Below are 20,004 nucleotides of genomic sequence, written 5' to 3' on the forward strand. Positions count from 1 at the left end.
TAGAGACGAGGAGCGATAGAGGCTCCACGGAACACGAATGCTCCGCTGAAATAAAGACTTAGTCTTCGCGTAATAATTCGTTCAAGCTTGTTTTTGCACGAGTTTTCGCGTCAACTTTTTTCACGATTACTGCAGCGTATAGGCTGTATTTACCACATTTAGACGGCAAGCTACCAGAAACCACAACAGAACCAGCAGGAACACGGCCATAATGGATTTCGCCAGTTTCACGGTCATAAATCTTAGTCGATTGACCAATGAATACGCCCATTGAAATCACAGAACCTTCTTCTACGATCACACCTTCAACGATTTCAGAACGCGCGCCGATAAAGCAGTTATCTTCAATGATTGTTGGGTTTGCTTGAAGTGGTTCAAGAACGCCACCAATACCAACGCCACCAGATAAGTGTACGTTTTTACCAATTTGAGCACATGAACCAACAGTTGCCCATGTATCAACCATCGTACCTTCGTCAACATATGCACCGATGTTCACATAAGAAGGCATCAATACAACATTTTTTGCTTGGAAAGAACCTTTACGTGCTACAGCAGGCGGTACTACACGTACACCAGCAGCTTTAAATTGTTCTTCAGTCCAGTCAGAGAACTTAGTATCAACTTTGTCATAGAAGCGTAAGTCACCAGCTTCCATTGGTTTGTTGTCGTTCAATTTGAATGAAAGCAAAACGGCTTTTTTCACCCATTGATGAACAATCCATTCACCATCAATTTTTTCAGCAACACGTAATGTACCGTTATCTAGTCCAGCGATCACTTCTTCTACTGCTGCACGTACTTCAGCAGGACAGTCAGCTGCAGTGAAATTAGCACGGTCTTCAAACGCTTGTTCAATGATTGTTGAAAGCTGAGACATGTTCTTCCATCCAGAAAAAAATTTTCCAAGATTTTACACTAAATCGAGTCAAAAATAGATGGTAAATCGTCCTAGGATCGGAATTAATTATTAAGCAAGCGCTAAAAGCAAAAAACTAAAGGTGATGGATGTAGCATTTTTATAAAGTTTGTATATAAATTACGCGAAATATACAGAAATTGTCCCAATCATCTTTATCCTTTTTAAAAAAATGAAGAAAAAACTCTTTATTAATCAATGTTAAAATATAAATGTATCAAAAGTTAACAAAAAATCAGTAAATTTGCATAAAAGTTGAGCTGTGTTTCCTTTTAACATGTGCCATATAACAAGATTGAACGAAATCTGAAAAACAGTTTATTTTGAGGAGAAACACATGAAATCATTACGTTTATTAACAGTAGCTGCTCTACTTACTGCTGCAGGTACTGCAATGGCAGATACCTCTGTAGTTCATGATGGCTATGCATTTGATCAAAACCAACTTATCCCAACTGGCGCTCGTCTAGAAGTGGGTACAACGGGTTATGGTGGTGCCTTACTTTGGACTGCGAACCCATACGTCGGCCTTGCTTTAGGTTATAACGGTGGTGATATTTCATGGTCAGATGACTTATCTGTAGATGGCGTAAAATACGACATGGATATGGATAACAAAGTTGGTTACTTAAATGCAGAAGTACGTCCTTGGGGTGCAAGTGCTAATCCATGGGCTCAAGGTCTTTATGTCGCTGCGGGTGTAGGTTATATCGATACTGAATATGGTTTGAAATCTACAGCGAAAAGCGGTGAAATCGAAATTGATGGTAAAGATACTTCTTTCGAACGTCTAAACGGTAAAGTGTCTTATGATAACGATATCGCACCATACCTAGGTCTTGGTTTTGCACCAAAATTGAATAAAAACTGGGGTGTTTTTGGTGAAGTAGGTGCTTATTACACTGGTAACCCAACTGCAAAATTAACAGCTGTTGGTGGTACTCCTGCTGACCGCGAATTACTTGCTGACCATGAACGTAACATCGAACAAGATGACAAATATGAATGGCTTCCAGTGGGTAAAGTAGGTGTGAGCTACCATTGGTAAGTTCTTACTGAAACAAAAAAAAACGAGCTTCGGCTCGTTTTTTTTTTTTGAAAGCGTTTAAAATCTGTGACCAAATTTCAGACCATAGATCATGGCATCATTGTCTGAGACACTTGCAAGACCTGAAATATGAGATGTTTCAGTATTTGATGGTTTTGAGAGTTTCAGATAATACAAGCCAGTTGCTAGAAAATTGTTCGGGTTAAATTTATGCATCATACCTAAACCTAAACCTCGATAGCCATCACTTGGGTTTAAGGTAGACGCCGCATTTCCTGTCCCGTTGTCCCAAATAAATTCTGCAGCAGCGAGCCAACTCGGATTCAATTGATGTGCAATCCCCAACTTTCCTGACCATTGATCTTTCTGATATTCCACCAATTGGATATCAGCTAAATCACGGTATTGTGGATCGAGTGCTGCGTATTGAAGCACGGCATTAAACTGCGGTGGCTGAATGTTGAAATCTTTCCAATTAATCCACCGAACTGTGCCATATACAACATTGTATGGGCTAATGGCTGTTTGAAATTCAAAATTGACGCTTTGTGGCGTTTGAATGGAGGTATGGGTGTCTGGTACTAATTGAAAAGGACCATTTGAATATAAAGTTGATTCAAAGGTCTTATTTTCATGTTTGATTGTTGAACGATAGGTTAGGCTAGTTTTAATAGCATATTCAGGGATTTGATAACTGAATCCGAGCAGCCAACCAAGCGCTTCATCTTGTTTAAAATCGGCATGGTAGCCATTGAGAGCAGCATATTGTTGCCCAGAAATTTTTAAATCACCTTTAAATGTTTGTAGGCTTAAACCGCTATAAATATTCCAATTATTATTGGGTTGATAGCCTACCAGTCCAGTTAGGTTATGCGTTCTAAAGTTAATATCGGCGCTTTCAATATCGATATTTGAGCTATCTGGTAAGCGAGGACTATATTGATAACTGATATCAGTATGAAAAGGTTGCTCATAAATTAGTCCCGCAGAAATATTTTCATGTGGTTGAATTTTGAGTGCCAATTTCCCAGAAAATTGTTGATGGGCGAGATTCCCTGTAGAAAAATCAGTTACGCCTAGTTCACTAATTGAAGCTTGGTTCTGTACTTTGCCGTCAATTTGAGCATCAACATAAGCGAAACTGACTTCAGTATAATTTCCGGGTTCAAGAAAGGCCGAGATCGATTGATCTGAGTTTTCTATCCCTGCTGCATACATGATTTGTATGGGACAGACGATACCGACTGCCACTGCGACGAATTGATTTTTCATAAAGTCCTGGCTTATGGGTCGGAAGTAATGAGGTTTTAATTTTTATTGTGTTGAACGTATTTTAAGCACAATTAAAAATAAAGCCAAGAAAACTTAGATAAAATATGTGTTTACCAAAAAAAGAGGACAGCAGGTGTCCTCTTTAATTCGTTAATTGGTCTATCAGTCTTCTGGGTAAGCGACTTTTTTCAACGCTTTGATGTCAGCATCTGGTGAACATAAAGAAATAAACTCATAGCCATAACCGCGTAGTAAATGTCCTTTGCGAACAGCAATCCAAGTGGTATTAACACCAAAAATATCGGTAGGAATCTGTTTTAGGCGGTAGTCACGTTCTGGGTCATATGCTACATCGTTGACAATACCCACCCCCATATTGAGTTCAACATAGGTTTTAATAACGTCTGCATCAAGTGCAGACATTACGATATCAACATCAAAGCCTGAATCTTCAAAGGCTTTATCAATTTTTGAACGACCTGTAAAACCACCGTGATAGGTAATAATTGGATAGTTCGACAAATCTTCAATAGTGATATTTGATTTTTGGGTTAGTGGATGCTCTTTAGGCGTGATGATGCTGTGTTGCCAGTTGTAGTAAGGCACGCTTGCCAGGTTATCTTCATTGGTTAATGATTCGGTTGCGATCCCGATATCCGCTTCACCTTGAAGGAGCATTTCTGTAATTTCAACAGGGCTTGCTTGTTGCAAAATTAGATGAACTTTTGGAAATTCTTTTTTAAATTGGTTCACAATCGGCGGCAAGACATAACGTGCTTGCGTATGTGTGGTCGCAATCGTCAATGTCCCTTCATCTACTTTGTTAAAGTCATCTGCCAGACGTTTAATATTGTCAGCATCCACGAGCATGCGTTCAACGATACCCAATAATGACTGGCCTGGTTCGGTTAAACCGAGTAGACGTTTACCTTTACGAATAAACAGCTGTACACCAAGTTCATCTTCTAAATCTTTGATGTGTTTACTCACGCCAGACTGCGAGGTGTAAAGTGCAGCAGACGCTTCTGTTAAATTAAAATTCTGACGTACTGTTTCTCGAATAATTCTTAATTGTTGGAAATTCATAATTTTATTTTACCTTAAAAGCAAGTGGGGCTTATGACGGCCCCCACTTTTTGTTTTATGCAACTTGGTTTTCAAATAAATGCAAGTTCGTTGCACTTAACCATACCGTTTGATTTGGGCGGAATTGATGCGCTTTCGCTTCATCTGCCGTTAATGAAATTTCGATCAGATTGCCTTGGCGGTCATGCAGTTCAGCAATGACTTTACCTGCAATCCAAAGCTCACGTACAAAAGTCGCTTGGATGGCATTTTCTTGCGGCTGTGCATGAATACGCAGTTCATCCGGACGAGCAAAGGCAATGACATTGCCTTGCGGTGCATTGGCATTTTGTGGCAACAAAATTCGGTCTTCACCAATTTGAAAAAGGCCATTGCTATTTTGACCTTCAAAACGGTTGGCTTGACCTAAAAAGTCAAATACAAACGGTGTTGCAGGTTTTTCATAAACTTCACGCGGCGAGCCAATCTGTTCTACGTTGCCTTTATTCATCACAATGATTTGATCGGCCACTTCAAGCGCTTCTTCTTGGTCATGGGTCACGAAAATAGAGGTGATGTGGAGTTCGTCATGCAAGGTACGTAACCAGCGGCGTAATTCTTTACGAACTTTGGCATCCAATGCACCAAAAGGTTCATCCAGTAATAACACACGCGGTTCAACCGCTAAAGCACGCGCTAAGGCAATACGTTGACGTTGACCACCTGAAAGCTGAGCTGGGTAACGGTCAGCCAAGAAACCAAGCTGAACAAGATCAAGCAAACGAGTAACCCGCTTTTTGATCTCGGCTTCAGATGGGCGTGTTGCACGTGGGCGTACACGTAAACCAAAAGCAATGTTGTCAAATACGGTCATATGACGGAACAGTGCATAATGTTGGAATACAAAACCAACTTCACGTTCACGGACATGAACTTTGGTGGCATCTTCACCTTCTAGAATGACTTGACCGCCATCGGCAGATTCAAGTCCTGCAATGATACGGAGCAGGGTGGTTTTGCCACAGCCTGATGGGCCAAGCAGCGCAACGAGCTGGCCATCAGGGAAATCTAAAGAGATATTTTTAAGTGCATGGAATGCACCAAAGTGTTTTTCAATATTTTTTACTTGAATACTCATGAGGTCATTCCTTAAGAAACTTGTGAATCTTCTTTACGCTTGTCTTGTCGTTCCTGACGTAGTTCAACCCATGTTTTTAAAATCAGGGTCACAATCGCCAAGAGCGCTAATAGTGAAGACACAGCAAAAGCAGCACTAAAGGTATATTCGTTATAAAGGATTTCTACGTGTAGCGGTAAGGTGTTGGTTTCGCCGCGAATGTGACCTGAAACCACAGAAACAGCACCAAACTCACCCATTGCACGTGCATTACATAGAATCACGCCGTAGATTAAGCCCCATTTGATATTTGGAAGTGTCACTTTCCAGAAAGTCTGCCAGCCTGAAGCACCCAATACGATAGCTGCTTCTTCTTCCTCTGTCCCTTGAGCTTCCATTAATGGAATCAACTCACGTGCCACAAAAGGAACGGTAATAAACACAGTAGCAAGGACAATGGCTGGAACGGCATATAAAATTTTGATGTCGTTATCCATCAGCCAGCCGCCTAACCAACCTTGAGTACCAAAAATCAATACCAACATTAAGCCAGCAATAACTGGAGAGACTGAAAATGGCATATCAATAATCGTGGTTAAAATAGATTTACCACGGAAATTAAACTTGGCAACAGACCATGCCGCAGCTACACCAAAGACGACGTTCAACGGTACGGCAATCACAGCTGTCAGTAGCGTAAGTTTTACTGCTGATAATGTATCTGGATGTACCAGTGCTTGGAAGTAAACGCCAACACCTTGTTTAAAGGCTTCAACGAAAACCAAAACCAATGGCAGAATCAGGCAGCTTAAGAAGAAAATTAAAGCAATGATGATCAGGGTATAACGAACCCATGTCGGTTCACGCGTTGCATCACGCGACTGTAATTTTTCCGCAAGCGCATTACTGTTCGTATTCATCGTGCAGTTCTCCCTGTACGGCGACTTGCCCATGCTTGAACCAAGTTAATTAAGAATAAAATGGCAAAAGAAATCACCAGCATCACAACCGCAATCGTGGTCGCACCTGCATAATCATATTCTTCAAGGCGAGAGATAATCATCAATGGGGCAATTTCAGTCTTGAAGGGTTGGTTACCTGCGATAAAAATCACCGATCCATATTCACCCACACCGCGTGCAAAGGCCAAAGCAAAACCTGTTAACAGCGCAGGAAATAGAATAGGTAAGATCACTTTGGTCACGATCTGAAAGCGATTTGCACCCAATGCTGAAGCTGCTTCTTCGAGTTCAGTTTCTAGGTCGCTCAGTACAGGCTGTACAGTACGAACCACAAACGGAATACCAATAAAGATGAGGGCCAAGGTAATACCGATTGGGGTATATGCGACTTTAATGCCAATAGGTTCAAGGTACTGACCGATCCAACCAGTCGGTGCATATAACGAAGTCAGTGCAATACCAGCAACGGCAGTTGGCAATGCAAAAGGCAAATCAACCAATGCATCGATAATACGTTTACCCGGGAAGGTATAACGAACCAAACACCATGCTAAGAGCAAACCAAAAACCACATTGACTAACGCAGCAATAATGGCGGCACTAAAACTCAGTTGTAACGATTTTAAAATACGTTCTGAGCTTAAAATCTCCCATAGTCCATCCCAACCGATACCTAAAGATTTAATAAATACGGCCGAAAGGGGAATGAGCACAATTAAGGATAAATACGCTAGGGTAAAGCCTAGAGAAAGACCAAATCCTGGCAGCACTCGGGATCGCTGCGACATGATGACTCCTCAAAATGAGAAAAGCTGACTTAAAAGGTCAGCAAAATTGAATAAATGATTTTGCGACAAGCTTAATGCTCAGTACTTAAAAAGCAAATTGAAATAAATACTTGTTTTCATCAGTAAAGCTGATATGTTTCATGTGGTTTTCTGAAATTAAGTAATTGAAAATTTCAGGAAACGGTCCAAAACCTGATGCAACATTAATGTGACCAACAGCACCCATATTCACAGGGTAAAGCTTCCAAGCATCAGCAAGTTGTTTTGCATCTTCAAAGCCAAGCCAAGGATCATTTTCACTAATCAACATCGTTGTCGGCACACGAATACTTAATTGATGAAAAAATGCTTTGTAATCCGTCGTACTGTCGCGTGCAAAGCCGTTTTCTCCAAAGCGTGCTGGATTGGCTGGCGCAACCAAAACTAAATTTTTGATTTTTTTATTAAGTTCTGGATACAAGGCCAATGCTGCCACCGTGGTTAAACAACCAAAGCTATGCGCCACAATTTGAATTTCACCCTGTAAAGGTCGTACGGTTTGAACGAATTGTTTAATCCAGTCTTTGAGTACAGGATGATTCCAGTCTTTTTGCTGAACACGAGAGCTAGACATGAGCTGACGTTGTAACCAAGATTGCCAATGTGCGTGTTCACTACCGCCTACACCCGGGACAATTACTGTATGTGTCATGTCAAGTTCTCCTGATTCAGTCAATGAATGGTCTTATTTTCCATTGTTGGCTTTGACGATTTGGTCAAACACGCCGCCATTTTCAAAGTGTGCTTTTTGGACTTTATCCCAACCACCAAATTCTTTATCAATGGTTACGAGTTTAAGTGGCTTAAAGACTGACGCGTATTGTGCAAGTGTTGTAGGGTTACGTGGACGGTAAAAGTTCTGAGCTGCGATTTGCTGACCACGTGGTGAATAAAGGAAGTTTAAATAACCTTTGGCTAAATAAAGATTACCTTTTTTCTCTGCGTTTTTTTCTAAAACAGCAACAGGGGGCTCAGCTAAAATTGAAAGTGAAGGGGTCACAATTTCAAATTTACCCGGTTGTTCACGAATCGCTAAATGTGCTTCATTTTCCCAAGCTAGCAATACATCACCAATACCACGTTCAGCAAAGGTCGTAGTCGAACCACGTGCGCCTGAATCGAGCACTTTGGTGTTTTTATAAATTTTACGGACAAATTCTTGAGCTGTTGTATCATTACCACCCGCTTGATGTTTTGCCCAAGCCCACGCAGCTAAATAGTTCCAACGTGCACCGCCTGAGGTTTTCGGGTTTGGGGTGATAATACCCACGCCTGGTTTAACTAGATCGCCCCAATCTTTAATCGCTTTTGGGTTGCCTTTACGTACTAAGAACACAATAGTTGAGGTATATGGCGTTGAGTTTTGCGGAAGTTTCTTTTGCCAATCTGCAGGTAAAAGTTTGGCTTTTTCTGCAATCACATCAATATCCGCTGCAAGTGCTAAAGTCACTACATCGGCATCTAAGCCATCAATGACTGCACGCGCTTGTTTGCCTGAACCACCATGAGATTGTTTAAAATTAATTTTTTGACCTGTACGGCTTTCCCAATATTTGCTGAAGTCTTTATTCACACTTTCATAGAGTTCACGCGTTGGGTCGTAAGATACGTTTAAGAAGTCTTTTGCAGCTGCGCCAAAAGAAACCGTCGAAATGACTGCAGCAAGAACACCCAATTTTAACTTTGCGGAAATACTCATGTGAACCTCAATAATTTTTACTTTATCTGTAACATGGGTGAAGAATAGCGCCAATCTTTATGCATAAAAAATAATTAAAAACGAATTTTATATGAATAAAAAAGATAAAAGGCATGTCCATGAAAAAAAAGCATCGACCTTATGCGAAAGGAAGATGCTTTTCAGTATTTAAAGCATTATTTGGAATTATTGATCTTCACGATTTGATCAAAGACACCACCATTTTCAAAATGTTTTTTCTGCACTTTGCTCCAACCACCAAACTCTTTATCAATCGTGACGAGTTTTAAAGGTTTAAAAACATTTTTATATTTTGCTAAAACTGCCGCATTACGTGGACGATAATAGTTCTGTGCGGCAATAGTTTGACCTGCAGGTGAGTACAGATAATTTAAATACGCTTTGGCTAAATTTTCATTGCCATCTTTCTTAGCATTTTTTTCTACAATCGCAACAGGTGGCTCGGCCAACATAGAAAGTGAAGGGGTCACAATCTCAAACTTACCTGGCTGTTCACGAACTGCCAAATGTGCTTCATTTTCCCAAGCCAATAACACGTCACCAATACCACGTTCAGCGAATGTAGTTGTTGCACCACGAGCACCTGAGTCGAGGACTTTGGTTTGCTTATAAATTTGACGGACAAATTCTTGGGCTTTTGCATCATTACCACCTGCTTGATGTTTTGCCCAAGCCCACGCTGCTAGATAGTTCCAGCGCGCACCACCCGATGTTTTTGGGTTCGGGGTAATAATGTCGACACCAGGTTTAATTAAATCGCCCCAGTCTTTAATGCCTTTCGGGTTGCCTTTATGCACTAAGAACACAATGGTCGATGTATATGGCGTTGAGTTTTGCGGAAATTTCTTTTGCCAGTCTTTTGCAACTAAACCACGTGCAGCAATTTCATCAATATCTGCAGCCAAAGCCAACGTAACTACATCTGCATCTAGACCATCAATAACTGCACGAGCCTGTTTGCCTGAGCCACCATGAGATTGTTTAAAGTTAATGTCTTGGCCTGTGGTTTTTTTCCAGTAAACACTAAAGTCTTTATTGAAGTTGTCATACAATTCACGGGTTGGATCATATGACACATTTAAGAAATCTTTGGCAGATGCACTGAATGCTGTGGCAGAAATGAATGCAGCCAAAACCCCAAGTTTTAATTTCGATAGATTCATGTTGTCCTCAATTTTTATACATGTTTTGTTAGATGAGGCAAGAATATCTGTAGTTTTAATGCAGAAAAAATAATTAAAAAAGAATTTAATATGAACAAAAAAGAAATATATGCTGAGCAATTATTTTTTAAAATAAAGTGATGTAATTGGGATGACGACGTATGCAGTGTTTTAAAAATGCGCAGCAAATAGAACAAGTTAATTTACTTGATCGAGCCTTTCACTATGGCGATGGCTGTTTTAGCACGGCACGTATTCGCCAAGGACAAATAGAACTTTTAGCTTTGCATATTGCACGATTAAAATTGAGCAATGAGCGATTAAAGCTAAATGCAGATTTAAACCTTATTGAAGACACTTTAAAATTGTTACGTAAACAAGATGTCGTCAATGGCACTTTAAAAATTGTGTTGAGTCGTGGTATTGGTCAGCGTGGCTATAGTTTACCTGAGCACCCAGCAGATGTTTGGGTGTTTTATTACCCCAAAACCGTTGCAGATTTTGAGTACGAAACTGTCGAAAGTGGTGTATTACATCAAGCTATTGGGTTAACCATGCCAAGTTTGGTGGGCTTAAAGTCCTTAAATCGATTAGAACAAGTCATGCTCAAAGCAGAGTTGGATCAAACCCCATGGGGCGAAGCTTTAGTGACGGATGTGCAAGGTACAGTTGTCGAAGGTGTGAGCAGTAATTGTTTTATTCGCACAAATGAAGGATGGATTACGCCCGAACTTCGTTATAATGGCGTGCATGGTGTCATGCGTGCAGAAATTTTAAAACGGATGCAGCAGCTTCAGATTCCATGTACTCAACGTCACGTCAATATGGATGAAATTACGCATTTTCAGAGTGTTTTTTTCTGTAATGCCTTAAGTCCCATGAAAATTGCATCAACTCTGAATGGAGTTGAGTTAGATGTTCAAGCTTGTATTGAACTTTTCCGAACACTTCAATTAAGTCAGATTCGTTAATATGTCCACCGTGTCTAAAAAAACAAATAAGAAAAAATCTGCCAAAGCAGGTTTTCCATTTAAAGCATGTTTGGTTGTGCTACTTGGTATCGTTGTACTTGTGGCGATTTTACTGTGGTCGAGTTTGTTTAAAGCCTATCCTGTGGAAGGCAAAAAGCAAATGTTGGCGATTGGTGCAGGGGATACCTATTCAGGATTTATTGACAGACTAGCCAAAGAGAAACAAGTTAATTTTCCTATTATTTTGAAGTTGTACCAAAAGTTCATGATTAATGACACCTTAAAAGCAGGTGTGTATGAAATCCATGAAGGCATGAGCGTACGTGAAGTCATGAAACTGATTTCTAACTCTGAAAATGCGCAAATGAATCGAATTTTAGTGATCGAAGGGACGACATTTAAGCAACTGATAGATGCTTTAAAAAATGACCCTTTGGTGACACATGACATCAGTCATTTACCGTATGCACAAATCTTAAAAGAGCTCGGTATTCCGTATTCACACCCTGAAGGATTATTTGCACCGAATACGTATTTCTTTGCAAAAGGCGAGTCTGATCGAAAAATTTTGAAGGATTTGTATAACCGACAAATCAAAGCCTTAGATCAGGCTTGGAATAATCGAGCTCAAAATTTACCGTACAAAGATAAATATGAAGCCTTGATTATGGCGTCGATTATTGAAAAAGAAACCAGTCTTGATCGTGAGTTGGAGCAAGTATCTGGTGTGTTTGTCCGTCGTTTACAGCAAGGCATGCGTTTACAAACGGACCCTACGGTTATTTATGGCATGGGTGATAAATACCAAGGCAATATCACTCGCCAAGATCTACGTACACCTACAGCATATAATACGTATACGATCAATGGCTTACCGCCTACACCGATTGCTTTGCCGAGTCAAAAAGCAATTGAAGCCGCGATGCATCCAGATGCGTCAAATAACATCTATTTCGTGGCAACAGGTAACGGTGGTCATAAATTTAGCAGTAATTTGTCAGACCATAACCGAGCGGTACAAGAGTATTTATCGGTAATTCGTGCGAAAAATTGAGGAGTGAGCATGTTTATTAGTTTTGAAGGCACGGAAGGTGTGGGTAAAACCACGTTGATTCGTAAACTACATGAGCATTTCCAACACTTAGCAAAAGATGTGGTATTAACCCGTGAGCCGGGTGGTACACCTATGGCAGAGCAAATTCGCTCACTGTTACTTTCGGTGAACCACGAAGAAACCATGAGTAATGATACTGAATTATTGCTGATGTATGCAGCACGTGCACAGCATTTAGAAGCCGTGATTCTACCGGCACTGTCTGCAGATAAAATCGTTTTATGTGACCGTTTTACAGATTCGAGTTTTGCATATCAGTGTGCAGGCCGTGGTTTGGACCGAGAAAAACTGAAAGTTTTAAATGGCGGTTTTGTGGCGCGTATGCCTGATATTACCTTTTGGTTAGATGCTCCTATTGAAACGGGGATGTTACGTGCACGTGAACGTGGCGCTTTAGATCGATTTGAGCAAGAGAAAGCAACTTTCTTTGAGAAAGTGCGTTCAGGTTTTGCTGAAATTCATGAAAATGAACCTGCACGCATGAAGCGCCTCGATGCGACGCAAACACCTGAACAGGTTTTTCAACAGGCATTATTGCATTTGCAACAGATCTAAAATGCCATAGTAATCTTTAGGTATTTGATTTAAAAATCATTCATAGCATAAGTTATGGATGATTTTTTTATGCCGCATCGAAAGCAGGCGATTATTGATTTTTTACAACGTGAATTTGCCCCAAGTTTAAAAAATTGCACGATTCAAGAAGTTGGACAGCAAACCGCGACCTTAATTTGGCATGTCACTGAACAAGATCTAAGACCGGGTAATACGATTTCTGGCCCAACCATGATGACTTTGGCTGACTTTGCGCTATATGTGGCCATCTTGGGGGAGATCGGGATTGTGGGACTTGCGGTCACGACCAATATGAATATTAATTTTTTAAGAAAGCCAGAAGCCAATAAAGACTTAATAGGCGAGTGTCGATTGCTGAAAGTGGGCAAAAGTATAATTTATGGTGAGGTGTTGGTGTATTCAGCAGGTGTGGATGAGCCTGTTGCACATATAACAGGAAGCTATTCTATTCCACCGAAGCGATTATAAAGGCTCAATTGCATTTGCTGATTCAAATAAAAAGCCGAATTTACATTCGGCTTTTTATGGTTTTTAGACATTTTAGATGTTTAAGAAACCAGTTCTGTATTCACCAATGGACATTCCACTTGGAAATTGGGTGGAGTTAGGACTGTTTTTCGTAATTCTGCTGCTTGTTCAGGATAGTCCAAAGTGAAATGCAGTCCACGTGATTCTTTACGTTCCATTGCACAGCGTACAATCATTTCTGAAACCAACACTAAGTTACGTAATTCAATCAGATTTTTACTGACTTGGTAGTCTTGGTAATACTCGGTAATTTCACGATTGAGCATTTCAATACGATGGAGCGCACGTTGAAGCCGTTTGGTTGTTCTGACAATACCCACGTAGTTCCACATGGTTTGGCGAAGTTCATCCCAATTCTGCAAAATCACCACGTCTTCGTCAGGGTTGGTCACTTGCGAGTCATCCCATTCTGGGACATGAGGCGCCTGATAGGATCCCTGATGCTGTGCTGTGATATGTGCTGATGCACTCATGCCATAAACGAAACATTCCAGTAAGGAGTTACTCGCCATACGGTTTGCACCATGTAGACCAGTATAAGAGGTTTCCCCAATGGCATATAGGCCTGGAATATCGGTCTGACTGTTTTCATCAACCACAACGCCGCCACAGGTGTAGTGAGCAGCAGGAACCACAGGAATCATTTCTTTGGTGATATCAATGCCAAGTTCCATTAAGCGTGCATACAATGTAGGAAAATGTTCTTTGACAAATTCTGCAGGTTTATGGGTGATATCAAGCCAAACATGACGTATGCCCAGACGTTTGATTTCATAATCAATAGCGCGCGCTACAATATCGCGTGGTGCTAATTCTGCACGCTCATCAAAGCGCAGCATAAAGCGTTCACCGTCAGGAAGACGTAAATAGGCACCTTCGCCACGCATCGCTTCGGTAATTAAAAAGGAGCGAGCTTGAGGATGGTACAAACAGGTTGGATGGAATTGGTTGAATTCCATATTGGCAACACGACAGCCTGCACGATAAGCCATGGCAATACCATCACCCGTCGCAATGTCGGGATTCGATGTATATAAATAAGCTTTCATTGCACCGCCACAGGCAAGGGCAGTAAATGGTGCTAAAAAGGTATGTACTTTTTCGGTTTTTTCATCTAATGCATAAAGGCCTAGAGCACGGCTTTCAGCTTCAGGATTTAACTTTTTTGCGGTAATTAGATCTATCGCGATATAGTTTTCAAAGATCTGAATATTTGATTTTTCTTGGGCGCGTTCTACCAATGTTGTGGAAATTGCACGTCCAGTTGCATCCGCTGCATGAATTATACGGCGCTGAGAGTGGCCACCTTCTCGGGTCAGATGTAGCTGTTCTTGTTCGTCTAAAGTAAATTGCACCCCTTGATTCAGTAGAAAATCGACAGAGGGCTTACCACCTTCAACGGTTTGTTTTACCGCCGCCATTTCACATAAATGTGCACCTGCAATCATGGTGTCATCGATATGTTGTTCAATGGAATCTGTTTTATCGAGGACGGCTGCCACGCCACCTTGGGCAAAATATGTACTGGCATCCGTCAGCGTCGACTTAGCTAAAACAGCAATATTAAAATGATCTGGTAACGAGAGGGCTAAACTTAAACCTGCACCGCCACTTCCCACAATAATCACATCAAATTGATGTGTCGTGTTTAAATTAGACATGTCCATCAGCTAATTTTAAAAATGTCCGATCATCACAACTGTTTTTGCCTAAAAACGCAATGACTATAAATTAACTAAATAATGAAAAATATTCATGGATCTGTAATATTTAAGGAATGTTTAAGATTGTTTATCCTAAATATTCATCAAACATTTTATTACGAAGCCTAGACTTGCATTGTGATAAAAACTAACGTATTTCAAATGATAAGCACAATTGAGTGAATGCTAACAATGAATAAATCGTATTTACAAAAGGGACTTTATGCAGCTGTGTTTACGGTTGCTAGCGTACAAACGCAGGCAGCAGGTCCTGTTGATTTTTCCAATTTGGTTGAACAGGTCAGCCCAGCTGTCGTAAGCGTGAATGTGGTTAAAAAGCTCAGTCAAGAAGAGCTTTTACAGCAGCAAGTCCCAGAAATATTACGACGCTTTTTTGGTAATCAGGTCGTTATCCCGCAGCAAAAAATGCCGCAAGAAAAGACCGGTTATGGAAGCGCATTCTTTATTAGTAAAGATGGTTATCTATTAACTAATCACCATGTGGTAGAAGATGCATCGAAAGTCACCATCGTATTGAATGACCGCCGTGAAATTGATGCCACCGTTGTGGGTAGTGATGAGCGGACTGATGTGGCTTTGCTAAAGGTGAAAGGTTCAAATTTTCCAGAGCTACGCACAGGTAATGTTGACCGTTTACGTGTAGGTGAGCCAGTGTTGGCTATTGGTTCACCATTTGGTTTTGACTATTCAGCTTCGGCAGGGATTGTCAGTGCGAAAATGCGCAATATGATGGGAGAAACCTCGGTTCCATTTATTCAAACCGATGTGGCATTGAACCCCGGAAACTCAGGCGGCCCTTTATTTAACCAGTCTGGTGAAGTGGTTGGGGTGAACTCTCGTATCTTTAGTGGTACGGGTGGTTATATGGGTTTATCGTTCTCGATTCCTATTGATGTGGCGATGGATGTTGCAGACCAATTAAAGAAAAACGGCAAGGTGACACGTGCTTACTTAGGCGTTATGCTGCAAGATATCGATCGGAATCTTGCTGAATCCTATAACCTTTCAAAACCTGAGGGCTCATTGATTACTCAAGTTGCACCGAATTCACCCGCAGCAAAAGCTGGCTTTAAAGCGGGTGATGTCATTTTGAAATTTAATGGTACACCGATTTCACGTACTGGCGAACTACTGAATTATCTCAATCGTACAGGTCCTAATCAAAGTATTCAGCTTGAAGTATTACGTGATGATAAACGCCAAAACATTTCAGCAACCTTGATCACTGCACCAGATGATACGCCTGCAAAAGCTGAAATTGCACCTGTGAAAAAAGGCCCGGTGATTGGGGTGTCAATTCGTAATTTAACTGCAGATGAATTAAAGCAACTGAGTGTGAAAGGTGGTGTATTAATTCAAGATGTACGAGCTAGTGGTATTGCTGCACAAGCGCGAATTCAGCCGGGTGACGTTGTGACTCAAGTTAATAATAAAGCTGTGAATAATGCAGAAGATTTTGTGAAAGTTATTTCAGAATTGAAAAATGGCAGCATTGCACGTGTTTCTTTGATTCGTCAGGGGCAACGTGCGATTGTGGGCATGCGCATTCAATAATGATTTGCTGAATGAAAACCACTCCAAGCGAGTGGTTTTTTTAACTTTAGTGTTTTTGCAATTTACCCTTAGATAAAAATGAGTAGACTGTGGAGCATATTTTAAAATTTGCAGGACGCTATGAGCGATATCTTTGATTTAAAAATTACAGTTCAAGCTGAACATATCGACACATTAAATCATGTGAATAACGTGGTGTACGTCAGTTGGATGCAAGATGTCGCGACAGCACATATTGAAGCCTTGGGTTTAGGTTTAAAAGAATATATTGAATTGAAGCATGCCATGGTTGCTGTTGAGCATCATGTGCAATATCGCAAAGCAGCAGTTGAAGGTGAGGAGATTATTCTGCGAACGTGGCTCAATGATATCAATGCGTTGTATTCATTTCGTCAGTATGTATTTTATCGACCTAAAGACAAAGCGATATTATTTACAGGCAATACGCAGTGGGCATGTATTGAAATTGCCACAGGTCGTCCAAAACGCATGTCGCCAACCTTTACCCAAGCGTATCAACCTATTGCGGATAGCCTAAATCCGCTGGATTTTAGTGCTTATGATCTTTGAGTTTGATTTTATCGCAAAATTTCAAACCAAGACTAGCCAAGTTCTCCATATAGGATGAATGACTTGCATAAAAGCAATGCATTATTTTCGATACTTTGAAAAATCCATCTGCTATAATCCTCGGCAATTTCTATTCGGCTTTTGCTATGCATAAAGAATTGCATGTATAGCGCTTTTATTTTTCCAAGGTAGCCCATGGCGCAAGCTAAAAAATCTGTTGATATAAAAAACATTCGTAACTTCTCGATCATTGCGCATATCGACCATGGTAAGTCGACCCTTGCCGACCGATTTATTCAAACTTGTGGTGGTTTGCAAGATCGTGAAATGCAGGCGCAGGTTCTAGATTCTATGGAATTGGAACGTGAGCGTGGTATTACGATTAAAGCTGCGTCAGTGACTTTGTATTACACCCATCCTAATGGTGAAGAATACCAACTCAACTTCATTGACACACCGGGGCACGTTGACTTTTCTTATGAAGTTTCACGTTCATTGGCTGCGTGTGAAGGTGCACTATTGGTTGTCGATGCTGCACAAGGGGTAGAAGCACAATCTGTAGCGAATTGCTATACCGCAATTGAACAAGGTTTAGAAGTCCTACCTGTTTTAAATAAAATTGATTTGCCGCAAGCAGAGCCAGAGCGTGTTATTCAAGAAATTGAAGACATTATTGGTATCGAAGCGACTGAAGCACCTACATGTTCAGCTAAAACCGGTCTAGGCATTGAAGGGGTGCTTGAAACACTGGTAAATGTTATTCCTGCACCCGAAGGCGATCGTAATGCACCATTACAAGCCTTAATTGTTGACTCTTGGTTCGACAACTATTTGGGCGTGGTTTCTTTAGTTCGTATTAAAGAAGGTCGTGTGCGTAAAGGCGATAAAATGTTGATGAAATCAACAGGTCAAACGCACATCATTACTTCAGTAGGTATTTTTAATCCTAAACATACAGAAACTGACATGCTCGAAGCAGGTGAAGTTGGTTTCGTGATCGCGGGTATTAAAGATATTTTTGGTGCTCCAGTTGGTGATACGATTACCTTGGCAACTACACCAGAAGTTGAAAGCTTACCGGGTTTCAAAAAAGTGAAACCACAGGTCTATGCAGGTTTATTCCCAATCGATTCAAGTGAATTTGAACCCTTCCGTGAGGCGCTGCACAAACTGCAAATTAATGACTCAGCGTTGTTCTTTGAACCTGAAAGTTCAGATGCACTTGGTTTTGGCTTCCGTTGTGGCTTCTTGGGTATGCTGCACATGGAAATTGTACAAGAACGTTTAGAACGTGAGTATGATCTGGACCTGATTTCTTCAGCACCAACCGTAATTTATGAAGCGGTGATGAAAAATGGTCAAACCATTTATATCGATAGTCCTTCTAAAATGCCGGATGGTTCAACAGTTGAAGACTTACGTGAGCCAATTGCTGAATGTCACATTTTAGTACCGCAAGAATACTTGGGTAATGTGATGACTTTATGTGTTGAACGTCGCGGCGTTCAAAAGAATATGAAGTTCATGGCGAACCAAGTGGCCATTACGTTTGAAATTCCAATGGCTGAAGTGGTAATGGATTTCTTTGATAAGTTGAAATCATGTTCACGTGGCTTTGCATCGCTTGACTATAGCTTTGTCCGTTTTGAGAGTTCATCTTTGGTTAAGGTGGATGTGTTAATCAACGGTGAAAAAGTTGATGCCTTGGCCATGATTTGCCACCGACAAGATGCTCGCCATCGTGGTATTGCACTTGTGGAAAAAATGAAAGATTTAATTCCACGTCAAATGTTCGATGTGGCTATTCAAGCAGCGATTGGTGCACAAATCATTGCACGTTCAACTGTAAAAGCGATGCGTAAAAACGTTTTGGCTAAATGTTATGGTGGTGACGTGTCGCGTAAGAAGAAACTTCTTGCGAAACAAAAAGAAGGTAAGAAACGTATGAAACAAGTGGGCAGCGTCGAAATCCCACAAGAAGCGTTCCTTGCTGTATTGAAAGTAGAAAGATAATAAATAGAGGTTTATGAGCTCATGGATTTTGACTTTAATTTGATCCTTGTTCCTGCCACAGTCATTTTTTTCTTAATTTGGCTGTTGGATAAGTTTGTCTGGAAGCAACGGCAGACCAAAGGTAAGGGGAATGAAAATGTCGTTATCGCATGGGCTTATGATTTCTGGCCGATTCTAGCGATAGTTTTGGTGATGCGTTCATTCTTATATGAGCCATTTAATATTCCATCAGACTCTATGGTTCCAACTTTAGAGACAGGTGATTTTATTGTGGTGAATAAATATCAGTATGGCGTACGATTACCTATTATTAATAAAAAAATTCTTGATGTCGGTGAACCTGAGCGTGGTGATGTCATTGTATTCCGTTATCCACCACAACCAACCATCAGCTATATTAAACGAGTGGTCGGTTTACCAGGTGATCATATTATTTACGATCATGGTCAACTGAGTGTGAATGGTCAAAAGGTGGCAAAAGTTCCTGTAGAATTTAGCCGTGAAAAAGATCAACTTGATACACCTACATCGATTTATCATAAAGAAACCATGGGTAAGCATACGTTTACCATGCGTGAGCTTGAAGGCGTCAATGTTGCGCGCCAAGCACCATTTATCAACTATGTTGAAAATGGTAAATATTCAACAGAAAATGGTTTATATTGGGAAGTTAAGGTTCCTGAAGGTCACTATTTCGCGATGGGGGATAATCGTGATCAAAGTGCGGACAGTCGTTTTTGGGGCTTTGTACCTGAAGAAAACCTCACTGGACGTGCTTTTTACAAGTGGATGCATAAGGAACCTGGTTTAAAACTGCCTTCATTTAGTCGTAATGGCAGTATTGATTAGTCTTACATCAGG

19 protein-coding genes are annotated in these 20,004 nt (G+C 40.8%); 9 read left to right on the forward strand and 10 right to left on the reverse strand.

What is annotated here, in order from left to right:
* Positions 1 to 58: 58 nt before the first annotated feature.
* A complete protein-coding gene (gene dapD, locus FTT76_RS01930) occupies positions 59 to 880 on the reverse strand; it encodes a 2,3,4,5-tetrahydropyridine-2,6-dicarboxylate N-succinyltransferase (protein ID WP_168378043.1) in 822 nt (273 codons plus the stop codon).
* 376 nt (positions 881 to 1,256) lie between these two features.
* Here dapD and carO point away from each other — a divergent pair, with 376 nt between their 5' ends.
* A complete protein-coding gene (gene carO, locus FTT76_RS01935; protein ID WP_180007624.1) occupies positions 1,257 to 1,967 on the forward strand; it encodes an ornithine uptake porin CarO in 711 nt (236 codons plus the stop codon).
* Between the two features lie 57 nt (positions 1,968 to 2,024).
* On the opposite strand, the gene FTT76_RS01940 is transcribed toward carO, so the two are convergent.
* The 8 genes from FTT76_RS01940 to FTT76_RS01975 form a co-directional block, all read right to left on the reverse strand.
* The gene (locus tag FTT76_RS01940; protein WP_180007625.1) at positions 2,025 to 3,239 is read right to left on the reverse strand and encodes an OmpP1/FadL family transporter; all 1,215 of its coding nucleotides are present in this window, start codon (positions 3,237 to 3,239) and stop codon (positions 2,025 to 2,027) included.
* Between the two features lie 162 nt (positions 3,240 to 3,401).
* Entirely contained in the window at positions 3,402 to 4,325 is a 924-nt protein-coding gene (locus FTT76_RS01945; protein WP_078190345.1) for a CysB family HTH-type transcriptional regulator, read from the reverse strand.
* 55 nt (positions 4,326 to 4,380) lie between these two features.
* Complete coding sequence (locus tag FTT76_RS01950) at positions 4,381 to 5,442, reverse strand: sulfate/molybdate ABC transporter ATP-binding protein (protein WP_180007626.1); 1,062 nt, start codon at positions 5,440 to 5,442, stop codon at positions 4,381 to 4,383.
* A gap of 11 nt (positions 5,443 to 5,453) precedes the next feature.
* A complete protein-coding gene (cysW, locus tag FTT76_RS01955) occupies positions 5,454 to 6,341 on the reverse strand; it encodes a sulfate ABC transporter permease subunit CysW (protein ID WP_078192018.1) in 888 nt (295 codons plus the stop codon).
* Positions 6,338 to 7,171, reverse strand: coding sequence for a sulfate ABC transporter permease subunit CysT (cysT, locus tag FTT76_RS01960; RefSeq protein ID WP_180007627.1), 834 nt, complete (start codon positions 7,169 to 7,171; stop codon positions 6,338 to 6,340). Before cysT ends, cysW begins: the two co-directional genes overlap by 4 nt.
* Positions 7,172 to 7,256: 85 nt before the next feature.
* Positions 7,257 to 7,862, reverse strand: a complete 606-nt coding sequence (locus FTT76_RS01965; protein WP_180007628.1) for an alpha/beta hydrolase — start codon at positions 7,860 to 7,862, stop codon at positions 7,257 to 7,259.
* A gap of 33 nt (positions 7,863 to 7,895) precedes the next feature.
* Positions 7,896 to 8,909: a sulfate ABC transporter substrate-binding protein gene (locus FTT76_RS01970; RefSeq protein ID WP_180007629.1), complete on the reverse strand. Its 1,014-nt coding sequence runs from the start codon at positions 8,907 to 8,909 to the stop codon at positions 7,896 to 7,898.
* A gap of 176 nt (positions 8,910 to 9,085) precedes the next feature.
* On the reverse strand, positions 9,086 to 10,093 hold the full coding sequence (locus FTT76_RS01975; RefSeq protein ID WP_180007630.1) for a sulfate ABC transporter substrate-binding protein: 1,008 nt from the start codon (positions 10,091 to 10,093) through the stop codon (positions 9,086 to 9,088).
* 161 nt (positions 10,094 to 10,254) lie between these two features.
* Between FTT76_RS01975 and pabC the strand changes: the two genes are divergently transcribed.
* From pabC to FTT76_RS01995, 4 genes are all read left to right on the forward strand, one after another.
* Positions 10,255 to 11,064 (forward strand): aminodeoxychorismate lyase, encoded by an 810-nt coding sequence (pabC, locus tag FTT76_RS01980; protein WP_180007631.1) that lies wholly within the window; start codon positions 10,255 to 10,257, stop codon positions 11,062 to 11,064.
* A gap of 1 nt (position 11,065) precedes the next feature.
* Positions 11,066 to 12,118 (forward strand): endolytic transglycosylase MltG, encoded by a 1,053-nt coding sequence (gene mltG, locus FTT76_RS01985; protein WP_180007632.1) that lies wholly within the window; start codon positions 11,066 to 11,068, stop codon positions 12,116 to 12,118.
* Positions 12,119 to 12,127: 9 nt separating this feature from the next.
* Positions 12,128 to 12,733 (forward strand): dTMP kinase, encoded by a 606-nt coding sequence (gene tmk, locus FTT76_RS01990; protein ID WP_180007633.1) that lies wholly within the window; start codon positions 12,128 to 12,130, stop codon positions 12,731 to 12,733.
* 69 nt (positions 12,734 to 12,802) lie between these two features.
* Positions 12,803 to 13,222, forward strand: a complete 420-nt coding sequence (locus FTT76_RS01995) for a PaaI family thioesterase (RefSeq protein ID WP_180007634.1) — start codon at positions 12,803 to 12,805, stop codon at positions 13,220 to 13,222.
* Between the two features lie 80 nt (positions 13,223 to 13,302).
* On the opposite strand, the gene nadB is transcribed toward FTT76_RS01995, so the two are convergent.
* A complete protein-coding gene (gene nadB, locus FTT76_RS02000) occupies positions 13,303 to 14,949 on the reverse strand; it encodes an L-aspartate oxidase (protein WP_180007635.1) in 1,647 nt (548 codons plus the stop codon).
* A 228-nt stretch (positions 14,950 to 15,177) separates the two neighbouring features.
* On the opposite strand from nadB, the gene FTT76_RS02005 reads away from it, so the two are divergent.
* The 4 genes from FTT76_RS02005 to lepB all read left to right on the forward strand — a co-directional run bounded on the left by FTT76_RS02005 (position 15,178) and on the right by lepB (position 19,992).
* Complete coding sequence (locus FTT76_RS02005) at positions 15,178 to 16,560, forward strand: Do family serine endopeptidase (protein ID WP_168378034.1); 1,383 nt, start codon at positions 15,178 to 15,180, stop codon at positions 16,558 to 16,560.
* Positions 16,561 to 16,680: 120 nt separating this feature from the next.
* Positions 16,681 to 17,130 (forward strand): thioesterase family protein, encoded by a 450-nt coding sequence (locus FTT76_RS02010; protein WP_078190331.1) that lies wholly within the window; start codon positions 16,681 to 16,683, stop codon positions 17,128 to 17,130.
* Between the two features lie 195 nt (positions 17,131 to 17,325).
* The gene (lepA, locus tag FTT76_RS02015) at positions 17,326 to 19,143 is read left to right on the forward strand and encodes a translation elongation factor 4 (protein WP_168378033.1); all 1,818 of its coding nucleotides are present in this window, start codon (positions 17,326 to 17,328) and stop codon (positions 19,141 to 19,143) included.
* Positions 19,144 to 19,164: 21 nt separating this feature from the next.
* Entirely contained in the window at positions 19,165 to 19,992 is an 828-nt protein-coding gene (lepB, locus tag FTT76_RS02020; RefSeq protein WP_078192004.1) for a signal peptidase I, read from the forward strand.
* Positions 19,993 to 20,004 lie beyond the last annotated feature (12 nt).

Source organism: Acinetobacter sp. YH01009, assembly GCF_013420765.1.
Lineage (GTDB): Bacteria > Pseudomonadota > Gammaproteobacteria > Pseudomonadales > Moraxellaceae > Acinetobacter > Acinetobacter amyesii.